Genomic DNA, 16,208 nt, shown 5'->3' with positions numbered 1-16,208 from the left:
ATTACTATATTTGATAAAAATCTTTTGTCACAGCAATATCAGTCGAGCTCAAAGCATATCGACTGTCTTCCATATCCGAAACATTGACATACAACTGATTTAAATCAAGCATTTTGACAAACATTATTTTTTGTTGGTCTAATGTCAATTTTTTGAAGTTTTCTTCTTTACAAATTACTTCTCTAAATTCCTTTAATTTTACATTATAATGCAAGAAATACTTGTTGCTCATTTCATCAAAATAATCAACTAAATCTTGATAATTTTCGCAAGACTGAATGTGTTCAATAGCATTTTGATTGTTTTTGGCTAGCTCTAAATAAACGAATGAACCTTTTTTTTCTTCGAAAATTGAATTAGATACTCTTTTGCAAGTAACCTGTTCTACATAATCTAATTGTTCCACAAGAATAAATCCTCTATTGCTATCTGTTTCATTATTCAATTGAATAATTGCATCGCCAGTTGTACCGCTGCCAGAAAAAAAATCTAAAATAATATCGTTATCATCACTCCCTATCTTAACAAAGTCTTTAATCAAGTCAACAGGCTTTGGGTTTTTAAAAATCTTTGTGCCGAAAATTTTTTTGATTTGAGCTGTTCCATTACCACTAGAATATTCAGGTTTGTAAAACAACGATTTTGGTTTTTTACTTGGTAAATCGTTAAGATCTGGTCTTTGTTTTTTATATAATGAAATACCATTCTTTGTGTTAGATACTATTACATCGTAACTTAATCTTTTACGGTTTTTTTCAGAAAAACCCCAACGCCATCTACCGTAATCATTATCCGATAAAGGAAGAATTACATCATAACCCAAATCTTTGTATTTTGAAATTAATGAATTCAAAAAATCATCCTCAAATTCTTTTGTTACTTTATTATAAATTCCAGAATGTTCTTCTGCAGTTATCGTCGAAGCAATATCTTCTTTAACCAATATAGGATAAAACATATCTGTTCTATCTTCTCTTTTATCTTCATCTCCAGTAGCGCGAAGTGGTGCTCCCTTTTTAAAATAACCTATGTCATCAGTATCCCATTTTTCTAGCTCTGTTTCTTCTATATCAAATTCATTTATTTTAGCTATTTTTTTATTTATTCCATAAACCAAAGTATATTCGTGAGTGCCTGCAAACCCGAATTCGTCATTATTCCCCTTTAAATTCATCACAGTAGGAAGATTAGCAATAAAATTTTCACGCCTAAAAATCTCATCACATATAACTTTTAAATAAGATTGTTCATTATCATCACAACTTATAAAAATTAGACCATCATCTTTTAATAAAACTTTTGCAATAGAAATTCTATTATAAATAAATGTTAACCAAGTACTATGAGTAAAGTTATCATTATATTTAAAAGTGTCTTTTTCAGTATTATATGGAGGGTCAATGTAAATGAGTTTTACTTTGCCAGCAAACTCGCTTTTCAAAGTATGCAAGGCTAAAAGGTTGTTTCCTTTAATGATAAGATTGTCTTTTATGGTGCCATTTTCATCTCTATTAAAAGAAGTTATATTTTCTTCTCCATTTGCAGTATATTTTTTTATGTTGGTAAAAGCTTTAGGTTCAAGCAATCGGTCAATTTCGTCTTTGGCAAGAACGGTATTAAAAAATATTTCTTTTCGTTTGGCTTGTTTTTCAAGGTAATGACCGTCTTTTGGCTCGTATTCAAAATAAGTATCAGTGCCTTCTTCGGTCCTTTGTCCGCCTTCGAGAATGCAATCTTTGTATGGAAAATCTAAAACAACATCGGCACAGTCTTTCAAAAATTTTCCGCCAGCAGTTAATCCAATTCTGTTTTCGTATTGGGTATAAGAATTGTCAATTTTATTTTCATCTAAAAAAAACTTGAAATCATTGGTTTTAAAAACATAAACATCTTTGATTTTAAAGAAGAATTTTTCTCGTAATTCTTGATTTTCTAATAACAACCCAATTAAGTTTTCATCGGTTTTATCTACTAAATCGTGAATTTTATTGAGCATCAAATCCCCTTGATTGTCTAATAGTTTTGTGGTGGTAATATTGTTGGATTCTGATTTTAAAACAGATTCGAGAATTGCGTATAGTTTCATTTAAATAATTATATTTTTCAAATATAATTAAATATTCGGTCGCAATCAACCGATTGTTTTCAATCAGTTAAAAACAATCTCACTCTTGTAATTTTCGGAATATGAAAAGGACTAGAAAAACAGAGGTACCACAAACTATTATTGACTTGGGTAATAGAATAAATGAAATCATAAAGCAAAATAATTTTAAACAAAAAGATGTTGCTCATGATGCCGGTTTAGATGTGGAGAATTTAAGAAAGTATATTAAAGGAACTCAAGAAATGAAAGTAAGTACAATGTTAAAAATTGTTGAAGCCCTTAAAATAGAGGTTAAAGACCTTTTTAAAACTCAATAAAACATCAATATAATTTATGGCTATTGAAAAGTTTTTAGTTAAATCTAAACTCTCTAAAAACAAAAAACCTACAAGGTTAAAAAAAACCTTGCAGGAGTATAGTATAAAATAAATTCGTATTTTAACCTTATTTTATCGACCCAATAATATCATATTTAGTAATAATATGGTGATTTCCATTCTCTAATTCAACCAAAACCGCATCGTTTTCTTTGGTAAATAATTTAGAAACTTCTTCTATGGAAGTTCCTAATTTTACCATTGGAAATGGTTTTCCCATAATTTCTTTAATGGGTCTGTCCGCTACGTTTTTATCGGCAACATAACTTTGGAACAAATCACTTTCATCAACGGAACCTACAAATCCTGTGACGTCAATCACCGGAATTTGAGAAATCTTGTATTTACGCATTCTTTCTATAGCGTGTGAAACTAATTCTTCTGTACGAACTACAATCAATGGTTTGTCGATATGATCTTTGATAACATCTTCGGCTTTTTTGATTTCCTCGTCCAGAAAACCTCTTTCACGCATCCAATCATCATTGAACATTTTACCCACATAACGACTTCCTGAATCATGGAATAAAACCACAACCACATCTTCTGGTTTGAAATGTTCTTTGAGTTGCAACAATCCTTTTACGGCTGCACCAGCTGAATTCCCAACAAATATTCCTTCCTCAAGTGCAATTTTTCGGGTATAAACCGCTGCATCTTTATCAGTTACTTTTGTAAAACCATCAATCAAAGAAAAATCAACATTCTTTGGTAATATGTCTTCGCCAATTCCTTCTGTGATATAAGAATAGATTTCATTTTCGTCGAAAATCCCTGTTTCATGGTACTTTTTAAACACAGAACCATAGGTATCGATTCCCCAAATCTTAATATTTGGGTTTTTCTCTTTCAAGTATTTTCCAACTCCTGAAATCGTCCCTCCAGTTCCTACCCCAGAAACAAAATGAGTGATTTTACCGCCTGTTTGTTCCCAAATTTCAGGCCCGGTTTGCTCGTAATGCGCTAAAGAGTTGGATAGGTTATCGTATTGATTTACATACCAGGAATTAGGTGTTTCTTCAGCCAATCTTTTAGAAACTGAATAATAGGATCGTGGATCAGTAGGCTCAACATCCGTTGGACAAACCACCACTTTTGCACCTACCGCACGAAGAATATCCATTTTTTCTTTGGATTGTTTATCCGAAATTACACAAATAAGTTTGTAGCCTTTTATGATGGCTACTAATGCCAATCCCATTCCTGTATTTCCTGAAGTTCCTTCGATAATTGTTCCTCCTGGTTTCAATCTTCCGTCAGCTTCGGCATCTTCAATCATTTTAACGGCCATTCTGTCTTTTACAGAATTTCCCGGATTGAAGGTTTCTACTTTGGCAAGTACCAAAGCCTCTATACCAGCAACAACTTTATTTAGTTTTACTAATGGCGTGTTGCCTATTGTCCCTAATATATTTTCTGCGTAGTGCATTTTATTATTCATTTAAGAGTGTTCGTTGTTATAAATCACAACACAAAGATAGCATTTTGTTACAAAATAATCTTGGTTCCTGGATTATGCGTTCGTGATTACTTCACTATACTTTTATTTCAATGGGAGTTCAGTGAATTTCATTTAAAGCGGCATCCTTTACTTGCTTGCTGCCAAGCAAGTAAAGATATAACATACACGATAAAATACCCAGAAAATTATTGGAAGAAATTCCAAACCAATCCAAAACGGATTGTAAAATCACGAGAAGGATTATTAGGTGAAGAATAGAAATTATTCCCCGATAAGGCCGAATTAAAATGCTCCGCTTTTAGGTAAATTCTGGTTCTTTGAATCTTTGCATTAATAAAAAAATCAAAATTAGGATGATTTCCAATTTCCTTTTTATTTTGGACGAAAAACTCACCAATCACCGGATTGTAATCATTGGCATAATATTTCGTGAAATAATTTAACGAAACTCCTGTCTGCAAAAACAAAGCGTTCTTTTTGAAAAAATAACCTGAGTAATAAAAGGTATTTCTCGTCACAATTGCAGGCACATTTATGATGTTATCCTGTTGATCTACTTTTTGATATAAAACGGTATTATCTAATGCAAATCTCCCAAATTTTAATTCTTTGCTAACTTTAACCGACAAGTAATTTATCGTGTTCTCATATTGCGTTGGCGCAACAATCTGGGTACGTGCCAATATCTGCGCATCAGTTGAAATATCATTAAAATACAAATGATCATTTAGGACAGAAACCTGTAATGACGCATTAACCCATGGTGTGATAGCATTGGCGCTAATTGAGTTTATTTTTTCATTCTTAAAATCATTTGACCAGTTGTACTGGACATAGCTGCTTTGATAGAGATTGTAATTATTATTAGGCAACTTATTTATGTTTTGATATTGAAATGACAATTCCGTTTCATCATTAAAATCATATTTCACTTTGGCGTCCAAATTTGATAGGGATTGATTGGTAATCGATCTTGAATACAAGAATTTTCCATTCCACTTGTTTTTTTGGTACTCATATTGTCCTCCCACATTATTTATGTTTTGGCTTAAAGAGCTAGGAACTGTTTTATCATCAAAAATTAATATCTGATTGTAGTAGTAATTAGATCTGAAATCATCCACAAAAAATTGAAATTTCCCTAAGGTTGTATTCTCATAAATTAGCCCTACTTTATTGTACATTTTATTGTAATGGGTTTGGTCATTGATTCCACTATCTTTAAAAGAATCCCCAAATCTGTACACTATCGTTCCTCCTACAGTTGACGGAACTGTCGTCTGATTGTATTCAAAAAACTTGTTTTCGTAATTAAATTGATGCGTTACATATAAATTATTAGCCCCCTTATTCGCATTGATTCTAAAATTGTGATCAACAAATACTCTCTTTCCTTTCAGAAATGATTTAGCATTTAAAAAATAGACCTCAAATCGTTGCCTGTTATTGTACTTTGGGTCTTCATTTTCAAAATCACTAATTGTTGTAATTCCACCGTTTTCCTGATTTAAAATGTCCTGAGACGTGAAATGTGAATTAGAATAATAACGTTTGTTTTTAGTATTATAACTTACGGTAAACCTAAAATTTCCTGTACTTGACAATTGATTTAAATATTCTCCCTGAGAACGCAATCCCCTGTAGGCTATAGAAAAATTAAGGTTTTCAGAAGTATTTAAAGTAATAAATGCATCTGTCGATTGTCCTTTTTGTATGGTGGTTTTAAAATACAATTCGGTAACAGGAGTTGCTACAGAGCTGTATCGTATTTGGTTTGCCTCCAAAAAATTAAAATGCTTTGCTTTGAAACCGAATTCTGGTAAAGGCGAAAAATCAGTTAAACTATATTGCAACGTATTGTACGTTTGTCCGTCATTTGGAAAAGGCAAAAGTCCAAAAATGTCTTTTCGTAAATAATTATGACTGTATTCTTTTTGTATGGTAAGCGAAGTATCAATATAAGTCGTATCCCGATCCAAAGTAATCACCCGATACATATCTATGGTAGCAACTGGTTGTTGTTTTTTGCTTATTGAATCCGAACTGTTGTATTTACTATTGGAATCTAAATTTTTACTGTTCTTTTCCTGAGAAAATAGTAAACTGGAGAATGATATAAAAATAAAAAAAAAGAAAATTCTCATTTGAAAAGGGTATAATTAGGCTAATTATTTTTACAATTTTAATCAAGCAAAGGTAATTTATAAAAACATATAAATAAAAAAACACAGCATTTTATAGGATTGTTATAACAAATAGAAATATAACGGTTTTTTACAGAGAAAATTTTATAATATTTGTTTCTTCAAAACAATACTATATGCTCGAAAACAATTTTTCGAAAATTATTCTCGAAAGCGGAACTGATGAAGCAGGTCGTGGCTGTCTTGCCGGTCCTGTTACTGCAGCTGCTGTAATATTACCATTCGATTTTGAAAACGTAATCCTGAACGACAGCAAGCAATTATCAGAAAAAACCAGAGAAAAATTAAGACCCATTATTGAGCAACAGGCTATTTCATTTGCGGTAACACATCTTGAACCTTTGGTAATTGATGAGATTAACATTCTGAATGCGTCTATAAAAGCGATGCAGGAAAGTATTCTAAAACTCCATCCAAGACCCGAATATATTATTGTGGATGGAAATGCGCCACTAATCCACAAAAGAGGGATAAAAAACCGTGGAGGAAAAATTTTTACTGATGCTGAACTCGAAATTCTTAATTCTATTCCAAACACTAGTATCGTAAAAGGAGATTCTAAATTTATGAGTATTGCGGCCGCCTCAGTATTAGCAAAAACGTATCGAGATGATTATATGAACCGGATTCATGAAGAATTCCCGATGTACAATTGGAAACAAAATAAAGGCTATCCGACCAAAGAACATCGTGAAGCAATCCGAAAATATGGGATTACGAAATATCACAGAATGACGTTTCGATTGTTACCGGAGCAGTTGAAATTGGATATTTAGATTTATTTGAGGCAACATTAAAACACACCCCTAACCCCTCTCAAGAGGGGAATTCGACCCTGCTATCATGAAACTTTTGGTTTTCATACAAAATCCGAGACGTTCTTATAATTCTTTTATTTGATGTATTTTTAGAATTCATCAGATGTCGTTTAGCAAAACATTCCTTTTACGCACTCCTAAGTCCTCTCTTGAGGGGAATTCGGCCCTGCTATCATGAAACCTTTGGTTTTCATAACAAATTCAAAACGTTCTTATTAATTCTTTTTATTTGATGTATTTTTAAAATTCATCAGATGTCGTTTAGCAAAACATTCCTTTTACGCACCCCTAACCCTCTCAAGAGGGGAATTCGACCCTGCTATCATGAAACCTTTGATTTTCATACAAAATCCGAGACGTTCTTATAATTCTTTTTATTTCATGCATTTTAAAATTCATCAGATGTCGTTTAGCAAAACATTCCTTTTACGCACTCCTAACTCCCCTCTTGAGAGGGGCTGGGGGTGTGTCTTTAGTTTTTTATTCAAATTTAGATTCAAATAAATCAGCAAAATGACGTAGGATTTTTTCTTTCACTTCTACTTCGTTTACTCTTTCAACTCCGAGTTCTACATTTAATGAAGTTACCGCTTTACCGCGAATTCCACACGGAATAATATTGTCAAAATAACCTAAATCAGCATTTACGTTTAAAGCAAATCCATGCATGGTAACCCAACGGGAAGCTCGAACGCCCATAGCACAAATTTTTCTTGCAAATGGAGTTCCAGCGCCTAACCAAACTCCTGTTTCGCCTTCGCTTCTGCCACAAGTAATTCCATATTCTTGAAGGGTAAGAATAATGGCTTCTTCCAGAAAACGGAGATATTTATGAATATCAGTAAAGAAATTTTCTAAGTCAATAATTGGATAACCCACAATTTGTCCGGGTCCGTGATAGGTAATATCGCCACCACGATTTATTTTGTAGAAAGTAGCTCCTTTGGCTTCCAATTGTTTTTCGGATAATAATAAATTACTTAAATCACCACTTTTACCCAAAGTATACACATGAGGATGTTCTACAAAAAGAAAATAATTGGGAGTCGGAAGGTCGAGTTCTTCTCTGCGATTTCTAATTTTTAAATCGACTATTCCTTTGAACAATTCTTCTTGGTATTCCCAAGTTTCCTTGTAATCTTTAGTTCCTAAATCTTGAAGTTGGATGGTTTTGTTCATTTGTCATTGCGAGGAACGAAGCAATCCTATTTCGTTCCCTTATTTTTGATTGGCAAAGGTACAAAGTTTTGAGTTTACTGTTTTTTCCTGCAAGGTTTTTTTTCAAACCTTGTAGGTATGTTACTTATAAATCATGAATAACTAGTCTTCGTCTATAACTAATTTCTATTTTTATCATTGCGCTAAAAGCGATACCTACAAGGTTTGAAAAAACCTCGCAGGATTAGCATTTTTAATCGACTTCTTCTGGTCCCAAAATCACCTCTAAATTTGTGCTTTCTGGATTTTGTAAACAATCCGATAAAAGGAATTGCAATTCTAATGCTTTTTTGTCTTCGCTTATTTTTGCATTTGCATTCGAAACTGATTTTATTTTTCGAGGAAAATGATATTTTAAAACATAGGGCTGGCTAATTTTAAAATTGGCTCCTCGGGTTTTCAATTCTGAAATTTTATCCTGTTGTTTTTTTAATTCAACTGGATTTGTAATTTTCACTGTTCTATTAAAAAGACTTCCGTCAAAAGCATAACTCACACTATAATAATGTTCTTCGGCAGTTAAGGCATAATTATGTTCTAAATCATCCGCATATTCCTGGGTTTTGTATAAATCCGGAACTGCTGAAATTTTATCAAAGTTTTGATTGATTTTTGTTCGAAATTCTTTCTCATAGGAACTTTTCTTGATGTGAACGTTTACGGTTGCATATTTTTGAAAAATAGCTTTTTCGGATGCTGGAAGTTTCGAAAAAGTCTCCGAATATTTCGTTATAAAATCCTTGAAAACGTAAGTTGTATCCTCGAATTTTTCTTCTTTGGAATAATTTTCTCCCGCTAATTGCATATAACTGTGTTCATCGCGAAGTGATTCGGTTTCTATTTTTCCCGTTCCGTCCTGGTTTAAATGGGTGGTTTCGGTAATTTGGCAACTTGTAACGAGTAGCCCTAAAAGCAAAAAAGCGCAAATTTTATTTTTCAATTTTTATGATTTTGAATCGTTATTTTTTACCAAATGTAAAATAATAACTACAATTCCTAGCCCAGATTGTAGTGGAAATCCTTTTTATTTTTTCTTTAAAAATAAAAAGATTATAACGGAAAGCTGGAAATAGCTCCAAAAAACCTTTAGCACTTTGCTACTTTGCTACTTATACAGTATCTTTGCGCTCTTAAAATCAGAATATAATGGCATTATCCGAACAAGAAATATTACGTAGAGAAGCACTTACCGAATTACGCAATTTAGGCATTGAGCCTTATCCAGCAGCCGAATTTATCACAACCGCTTATTCCAGCGAAATCCTAGCCGATTTCGAAAAGTACGAAGGAAAGGAAGTTGTTTTAGCAGGACGTTTGATGGGGAAGCGTATCATGGGGAAAGCGTCATTTGCAGAATTGAAAGATGCTGAAGGACGTATTCAAATCTATGTTTCGAGAGATGATATTTCGACTGATGAGGAAAAAACGATGTACAATGTAGTTTTCAAAAAACTATTGGATATTGGCGATTTTATTGGGGTTCGCGGAACGGTTTTCAAAACACAAGTAGGTGAAATCTCAGTTCATGTGTATGGATTGACGGTCTTGGCAAAAGCCTTGAAACCGCTTCCTGTGGTAAAAACGGATGCTGACGGAAAAACACACGATGCTTTTGCTGATCCAGAACAAAGATACCGTCGTCGTTACGTGGATTTAACCGTGAACGACCATGTGAAAGAGACTTTTATCAAAAGAACTAAATTGTTCAATGCGATGCGTAGTTTCTTTAATGATAAAGGATATCTTGAGGTTGAAACCCCTGTTTTACAACCGATTCCTGGTGGAGCAGCAGCGCGTCCTTTTATCACGCACCACAACTCGCTTGATATGCCTTTATACATGCGTATTGCAAATGAATTGTACTTAAAAAGACTGATTGTTGGTGGTTTTGATGGTGTTTATGAGTTTTCGAAAAACTTCCGTAACGAAGGAATGGACCGTACACACAACCCGGAATTTACTGCCATGGAAATATATGTAGCCTACAAAGACTACAATTGGATGATGAAATTCACCGAAAACTTGTTGGAACATTGCGCCATTGGTGTAAACGGAACTTCAGAAGCGACTTTTGGAGAGCATACCGTGAACTTCAAAGCGCCTTATGCAAGAGTTACGATGACAGATTCTATCAAACATTTTACTGGTTTTGATATTTCAGGTAAAAATGAAGCGGAACTGTTTGAAGCTGCAAGAGGAATGGGAATTGATGTGGATGCCACAATGGGTAAAGGGAAATTGATTGATGAGATTTTTGGCGCTAAATGCGAAGGAAATTATATTCAGCCAACATTCATCACGGATTATCCAAAAGAAATGTCGCCACTTTGTAAACAACACCGTGACAATCCGGAATTGACAGAACGTTTTGAATTAATGGTTTGCGGTAAAGAAGTAGCAAATGCTTATTCTGAATTGAATGACCCAATTGACCAAAGAGAACGTTTTGAAGAGCAAATGAGATTGTCTGAAAAAGGGGATGATGAAGCCACTGGAATAATCGATGAAGATTTCCTTAGAGCTTTAGAATACGGAATGCCGCCAACTTCTGGATTAGGGATTGGAATGGACCGTTTGATGATGTTCCTGACTAATAATGCTTCTATTCAAGAAGTATTATTGTTCCCACAAATGCGACCAGAGAAAAAACAAGTTCAAATTGAATTGTTAGACGAAGAGAAATTAATCCTTGATCTTTTAAAAACCAATGACAGCAAAATGGATTTGGGACTATTGAAAGTAAAATCGGATTTGAGCGGAAAGAAATGGGATGCTGCGATGAAAGGTTTGGCAAAACATGGCTTAGTGAAAGTCGCTTTAGTTGATGATCATAAAATTGTGGAATTAGCGGGATAGTATTATCAATCCATTTATTAAATATAAATCTGCTCTTTCGGGCAGATTTTTTTGTTTTCATTTAATCTGATCTAAAAATTCCATAACTTTGTTATTCAAAATCACCATGCCATGAGCACTTTAGAAATAAAATTGGAAATATTTGACAAACTAAAAGAGGTCGAGGATATCAGTTTACTCAAAAAAATTCAAAAACTTTTAAAAAGTATTCCTGCCGAGACATCATACATTCTTTCTGAAGCTGAAATAGAAATATTAGAAATGAGCGAAGAAGACATAAAAGCAGGAAGAGTTATTTCACAGGAACAACTTGACAAAGAAGATTTAGAATGGTTATCAAAACTGTAGTTTGGACAGATACAGCTGTTCGTCAAAGAAGAAAAATATTGAGTTATTGGACCAAACGAAATAAATCTTCTACTTATTCTAAAAAATTGATTTATGAAATTTTAGAAAGAGTCCAGTTTCTAATCAAAAATCCTGAAATCTATATTACCACAAACCTCATTGACATAAGAACTTCAACTTTGGGCCATTATAATATTTTTTATAAAACAACCAAAAAAGATTTGATTGTTGTTGCATTTTGGGATAATCGACAAAATCCGAAGAAGCTTTTGCAACTTCTAAAAAAATCATAAAAAAAGGAGCTTCGAAGCTCCTTTTTTGTTGTTATAAAGTATAATTCAAATTGACACTCCAACGGTAATTGGCTTCGATTTTTGAATTGGATAAATGTTGATTGATGGGAAGCATCGCATTGACACCGATGGAAAAGTCCCCTTTTCCGGCTTCAATCCCAAATTTACTGAAAAGAATATCTCCCGAAGTATCCGGTAATTTTTCTCCATATTGTTTATTGGATTCATAGACTTCACCAGCTAAACCCAATTGCGGAACCAATTTCACAACAGGTAAATCAAAAAGATAAAACAGCGTACTGCCATAATTAAATTGATTTCCAAATTGATATTTCTTTTGATTTTCTGTTTTGAAAGTATAATTCAGCATCGTACTTAATCCTAAATTTTTCTTTTTAATAACATATTCCGATACCAAAAGATAATCCCAACTGCCTGTTCCCACTTGGAAACTCTGGTTGACACTTCCTGTATTGTTGGCTTCATCAAATTTTCCTGTTGGTACTTTTACTCCTCCGCCCAATTGCAGTTTATGGGTAAAAACCGTGCTGTCTTTATGCGTTTGATACACGGAGTACATCGCCATAACAGAGATATCGCCGATTCCTTTAATGTTTTCTGTCCCGGTGGAACGTTCCCGATTATGAAAGTGATAGGGAACCAATGCCGAAATCTGGATTTTTTCTGTAATTGGAATTTTAGTCCAAATTTGGACCGTATTGAAATTTTCATCTACCCACGGCGAGTTAGCGAAAATTCCGTCTCTGCTGGTATAACTTTGATTGAAATAGCGCAAGCCTACAAAGTTATTATTTAGCATGGAACTAAATCCCATACTACCTCCACTGGCTGAACAGCCACAGGCATCACAATCATCTTCGAAATCTTCGAGCAATTGCATTTTCTGGAAGGTAAATCTCGAAATGCTGTCTTTTTCTATTTTGGCAGCAACAAACTGGTTTACAAAAAGAACTAAAACAATAATTAAAATTTTATTTTTCATGGTTTTAATATTCTGAGAATCGTTTATCTGTGAGATATTGATTATCGGTTAATGCGTTTAGGAAGGCAATTAATTGTGTTTTTTCAGTATCAGAAAGCGGAATTCCTAAATTTCCGTTTTGATTTAGAATCGGGTCTAAAGTTGCAAAACTTACAACTCCTGAAGCATAATGATTCAAAACGGATTCTAATGTCCCGAATCTTCCATCGTGCATGTAAGGAGCCGTTTTTTCAACATTTCGCAAACTGGGCACTTTGAATTTATAATAATCTGTTTCCAATTGCGTCACCCGAAATCTTCCCACATCATTTATCTGCGGATTGACGGCTAAGCCGTTATTTCGATAGGAATTATCAGTCATCAAATCCGTGGCGTGACACGAAGCACATTTAGCATTGAAAAGCACATAACCAACTAATTCCTCCGAAGTTAAAGTACCGCCCGTTTCATTACGTCGGTATTTATCAAATTTGGAATCAGATGAAGTCACCATCAACATAAATTGAGAAAGTGCTTTCAGCATATTTTCGGTATTTATGGCTCCATCTGTAAACGCTTGCTGAAAAAGCCTTTGATAGGTTTTATCCGCTTTCATCATGGCAACAATTGTCGTCAGATTGCCATTCATTTCAATCGCACTTGACAATGGAATAATAGGTTGCAAATCCAGATGTGTTGTTGCACCATCATACATAAATGCCGTTTGGTAGCCTAGATTTTGAATCGAAGGCGTATTTCTGGTTCCTATATTATCACCCACGCCGTGGCTGAAAGTATGTCCATGATGTGTAAATGCATTTTCCTGAATGTGACAAAAACCGCAAGAAATAAGACCATCCGAAGATAATCTTCCGTCGTAAAATAGTTTTTTACCCAGTTCAAATCCTTTCTCTGTTGGCGGATTGAGCGTAATATTGTATGCCAAATCCGGAAAATTAGACGGCACTTCGAAATCTAACGGTTTATTGACATAAACATCGTCTTGATCCGAACAACTGGACAGCAAAGTCAAAAAGAGAAATACCAAGATTAATTTGTACATCTTCACGTTTTTTAGCCCTGATAGCAATGGAAAGCCCGCAGCAGAAAAATGTAGTTTTTCTTGCTGGAAAAAAGCGACCAAAGGAAGCTCTTTTTCCAGCTTAGAAAATCACATTTTTTAGCGAGGACTTGCAATGTATAGCAGGAAATAGCTTCTAATTCAACACGAATTAATCGTTATGAACGTGAGCTACCGTAAACATTCCGTTAAGGTTTGCTGTGATTAAAGGCAAATTTGTACCGCCCATAATCATGGCTCCCATTCCGCCCATGTTATTATCCGAAAGTTTGATTTTGTTTGTTCCGTCAATAATTTTAGACACATCAGCTACAACATGAATTTCCGGAGCAATAGTAGTTCGCACCATCGCTTTTGTTGGCAAATCAAGTGTTACTTCGGTATAGTTATAATTTGTTCCCGTTTGCCCTGTATGAACCATAAATGATGTACTGTTAGCCACTGTTGGGGACGTAAATGTACCTTCGAAAGCAAGGAATTTATACCCCGCAGACCAACTCCACAACATATCGGCAGCTTGAGCTGTAGCCAGGAAATTTCCCTGACCCGTTGCGCCCAATTCCCATTGCGCTTTGTCAACTCCTATTCCAAATTTTACTTTGGCATAATTTGCCGCAGGAACATTAGTTAATTCCAGTAAATGACTGGCTTCAGTAGCTTCATCAACGATAAAATAGCTTTCGCTTTTTGGATAGGTAAAAGTAGTTCCATCCTCTTTTGTCAAGACGATGTTGCTGATAATGTATTTAACTGTATTGATTTTCAATACTTCGTTATTGGAAGTCGTGTTGGCTTGCGTGCTTAAAATCAGGTCATTTGACCCAAAAGAATTATCGAATTCAACCCCTAAGTTTCCAGTTCCCGAGATCACCTCATCATTATTCGTACAGCCTGCAAACACAGCGCTTAATGCAATAATTGCTATTGCTTTATTCAGTAAATTTTTCATTTATATGATTGTATATTTCTTATTGTTTGTTTTGAAATAATTGCGCGTACAAACGGTTTCAATTGACATTTGTCAAATGAAAAGTAAACGCAAAAAGTGTTTCAACTAAAATTTAAGAAATAGAAATCGGCGGATGAAAAATAGAATATAAATTCAAATGAGAATATAAATTTGAATAGACCGGGTTTATTTTTTCTTTAGTGCCAAAACAAACCGGTGTGATTTTGAAAGATTGGATTTCTTCAAAAAACAATACTTCAAGTACTTGAGCGGTAACTTTTTTATCTGAAGAAACTGGTTTATCGGCATCGGAAGCTTTAGCCAATTCTTTCATCAAATGACATTTCCCGTTACATTGCATTTTGGGTTTGTCTTTATTGATACAAAGTACTTTTGAAATATATTCATAATTCACCACGTATTCTAAAACCGGAAGTACTGGTTTTACAAGCATGATTAGTACGATTATGAATATGATTTTTTTCATGGGACAAAAGTAAATATATTTTTCAGATTCTAAAGAGATTAAACGCAACAGTTATAAAAGAATATTTTTAGAATTTATTTTTAAACACACCTGATTTTTTTATGATTACCGAGGGCAAATGCACATTCCAATCTTTGATTTCCATATTTAATAGAATTCATATATAACTTATTTCTTTTCATTTGTTAATAATACACTGAACACCAACACGGTAAAAAATAAAAGCTTATTTTTGTACAATAATAGTCTTGACATTTTATGCAAATTCATCCTCTTTGGATGGACATTTGTATCTGAGTTTCCGGCAGTCCTACTAAAAGACAAAAAACCTATATCTAAGAACACTGAAATGAGAAAATTAATTTTCGTTTTAATCTCAATGGGGGTATTATTTTTTAGTATCAAAATTTTGTCAAAAAATACTAAAAATAAATCTTCCGTAATTTCTGTATCAGATGATTCAACAGAAGAAAAACTTTTGAGCCGAGCTGGTGTTATTAAGAAATTCATTACTAATAATTCTAACTATAATAATGAAATCGCTTTTCTTATTGACATGAAAATTATGTCCGGAAAAAACAGATTCTTTGTTTATGACTTAAAAAACAACAAAATAATTGACCAAGGTTTAGTTGCTCACGGTTTTGGCTCAGAGACTCCAATTCAAGGCCAACTAAAATTCAGTAATATAAACCAATCCCTTTGTACATCATTAGGCAAATACTACATCGGAAATAGTTATACAGGTAACTTCGGCAAAGCTTACAAATTATACGGATTAGACAAAACCAACAATAATGCTTTTATCAGAAATATTGTTCTTCATAAATACGATAAAGTACCTTATGAAGAACAAGATAAACCAATATGTAAAAGTTTTGGCTGTCCAATGATAAATGCAGACTTTTATAAAAGAATTGAAAAACTAATTGACAATTCAAAAAGCAAAATCATTTTAGAAATTTACTATTAAAAAGTACTACTATGACCGACAACCATTACTCCACTTCTTTCAAAATCTAAAGA

General features: G+C 33.7%; 15 protein-coding genes. 6 read left to right on the top strand and 9 right to left on the bottom strand.

Annotated elements, in window-relative coordinates; genetic code table 11:
* Positions 1-4 precede the first annotated feature (4 nt).
* The gene (locus ACNO7W_RS03795) at positions 5-2,086 is read right to left on the bottom strand and encodes a DNA methyltransferase (protein ID WP_417937089.1); all 2,082 of its coding nucleotides are present in this window, start codon (positions 2,084-2,086) and stop codon (positions 5-7) included.
* Positions 2,087-2,187: 101 nt separating this feature from the next.
* Here ACNO7W_RS03795 and ACNO7W_RS03790 point away from each other — a divergent pair, with 101 nt between their 5' ends.
* On the top strand, positions 2,188-2,424 hold the full coding sequence (locus tag ACNO7W_RS03790) for a helix-turn-helix domain-containing protein (RefSeq protein WP_417937088.1): 237 nt from the start codon (positions 2,188-2,190) through the stop codon (positions 2,422-2,424).
* Positions 2,425-2,551: 127 nt separating this feature from the next.
* Here ACNO7W_RS03790 and ACNO7W_RS03785 read toward each other — a convergent pair whose 3' ends face one another.
* Together ACNO7W_RS03785 and ACNO7W_RS03780 are read right to left on the bottom strand one after the other, a co-directional pair.
* The gene (locus tag ACNO7W_RS03785) at positions 2,552-3,913 is read right to left on the bottom strand and encodes a pyridoxal-phosphate dependent enzyme (RefSeq protein ID WP_417937087.1); all 1,362 of its coding nucleotides are present in this window, start codon (positions 3,911-3,913) and stop codon (positions 2,552-2,554) included.
* A gap of 218 nt (positions 3,914-4,131) precedes the next feature.
* Positions 4,132-6,090, bottom strand: coding sequence for a putative porin (locus ACNO7W_RS03780; RefSeq protein WP_417937086.1), 1,959 nt, complete (start codon positions 6,088-6,090; stop codon positions 4,132-4,134).
* Between the two features lie 176 nt (positions 6,091-6,266).
* On the opposite strand from ACNO7W_RS03780, the gene ACNO7W_RS03775 reads away from it, so the two are divergent.
* Positions 6,267-6,926, top strand: a complete 660-nt coding sequence (locus ACNO7W_RS03775; protein WP_417937085.1) for a ribonuclease HII — start codon at positions 6,267-6,269, stop codon at positions 6,924-6,926.
* Between the two features lie 522 nt (positions 6,927-7,448).
* Here the strand turns inward: ACNO7W_RS03775 and lipB are convergent.
* The gene (lipB, locus tag ACNO7W_RS03770) at positions 7,449-8,147 is read right to left on the bottom strand and encodes a lipoyl(octanoyl) transferase LipB (RefSeq protein WP_417937084.1); all 699 of its coding nucleotides are present in this window, start codon (positions 8,145-8,147) and stop codon (positions 7,449-7,451) included.
* Between the two features lie 232 nt (positions 8,148-8,379).
* A complete protein-coding gene (locus ACNO7W_RS03765) occupies positions 8,380-9,126 on the bottom strand; it encodes a hypothetical protein (protein WP_417937083.1) in 747 nt (248 codons plus the stop codon).
* Between the two features lie 206 nt (positions 9,127-9,332).
* Here ACNO7W_RS03765 and lysS point away from each other — a divergent pair, with 206 nt between their 5' ends.
* From lysS to ACNO7W_RS03750, 3 genes are all read left to right on the top strand, one after another.
* Positions 9,333-11,042, top strand: a complete 1,710-nt coding sequence (gene lysS / locus ACNO7W_RS03760; RefSeq protein WP_417937082.1) for a lysine--tRNA ligase — start codon at positions 9,333-9,335, stop codon at positions 11,040-11,042.
* A 111-nt stretch (positions 11,043-11,153) separates the two neighbouring features.
* A complete protein-coding gene (locus tag ACNO7W_RS03755) occupies positions 11,154-11,390 on the top strand; it encodes a hypothetical protein (protein WP_143386172.1) in 237 nt (78 codons plus the stop codon).
* Positions 11,372-11,683: a type II toxin-antitoxin system RelE/ParE family toxin gene (locus tag ACNO7W_RS03750; protein WP_143386171.1), complete on the top strand. Its 312-nt coding sequence runs from the start codon at positions 11,372-11,374 to the stop codon at positions 11,681-11,683. Before ACNO7W_RS03755 ends, ACNO7W_RS03750 begins: the two co-directional genes overlap by 19 nt.
* A 31-nt stretch (positions 11,684-11,714) precedes the next feature.
* On the opposite strand, the gene ACNO7W_RS03745 is transcribed toward ACNO7W_RS03750, so the two are convergent.
* The 4 genes from ACNO7W_RS03745 to ACNO7W_RS03730 form a co-directional block, all read right to left on the bottom strand.
* Positions 11,715-12,686 carry a transporter gene (locus tag ACNO7W_RS03745; RefSeq protein ID WP_417937081.1) on the bottom strand — a complete coding sequence of 324 codons (972 nt, stop codon included), beginning with the start codon at positions 12,684-12,686 and terminating at the stop codon, positions 11,715-11,717.
* A gap of 4 nt (positions 12,687-12,690) precedes the next feature.
* A complete protein-coding gene (locus tag ACNO7W_RS03740) occupies positions 12,691-13,728 on the bottom strand; it encodes a cytochrome-c peroxidase (protein ID WP_417937080.1) in 1,038 nt (345 codons plus the stop codon).
* A gap of 169 nt (positions 13,729-13,897) precedes the next feature.
* A complete protein-coding gene (locus ACNO7W_RS03735) occupies positions 13,898-14,695 on the bottom strand; it encodes an MbnP family protein (RefSeq protein ID WP_417937079.1) in 798 nt (265 codons plus the stop codon).
* A gap of 112 nt (positions 14,696-14,807) precedes the next feature.
* The gene (locus tag ACNO7W_RS03730) at positions 14,808-15,182 is read right to left on the bottom strand and encodes a hypothetical protein (protein ID WP_417937078.1); all 375 of its coding nucleotides are present in this window, start codon (positions 15,180-15,182) and stop codon (positions 14,808-14,810) included.
* A gap of 409 nt (positions 15,183-15,591) precedes the next feature.
* On the opposite strand from ACNO7W_RS03730, the gene ACNO7W_RS03725 reads away from it, so the two are divergent.
* Complete coding sequence (locus ACNO7W_RS03725) at positions 15,592-16,155, top strand: murein L,D-transpeptidase catalytic domain-containing protein (RefSeq protein WP_417937077.1); 564 nt, start codon at positions 15,592-15,594, stop codon at positions 16,153-16,155.
* Positions 16,156-16,208 lie beyond the last annotated feature (53 nt).

It is taken from the genome of Flavobacterium sp. ZB4R12 (genome assembly GCF_048276375.1).
In the GTDB taxonomy this organism is placed as follows: domain Bacteria; phylum Bacteroidota; class Bacteroidia; order Flavobacteriales; family Flavobacteriaceae; genus Flavobacterium; species Flavobacterium gawalongense.
This window is presented reverse-complemented; position numbering and strand designations above follow the sequence as displayed.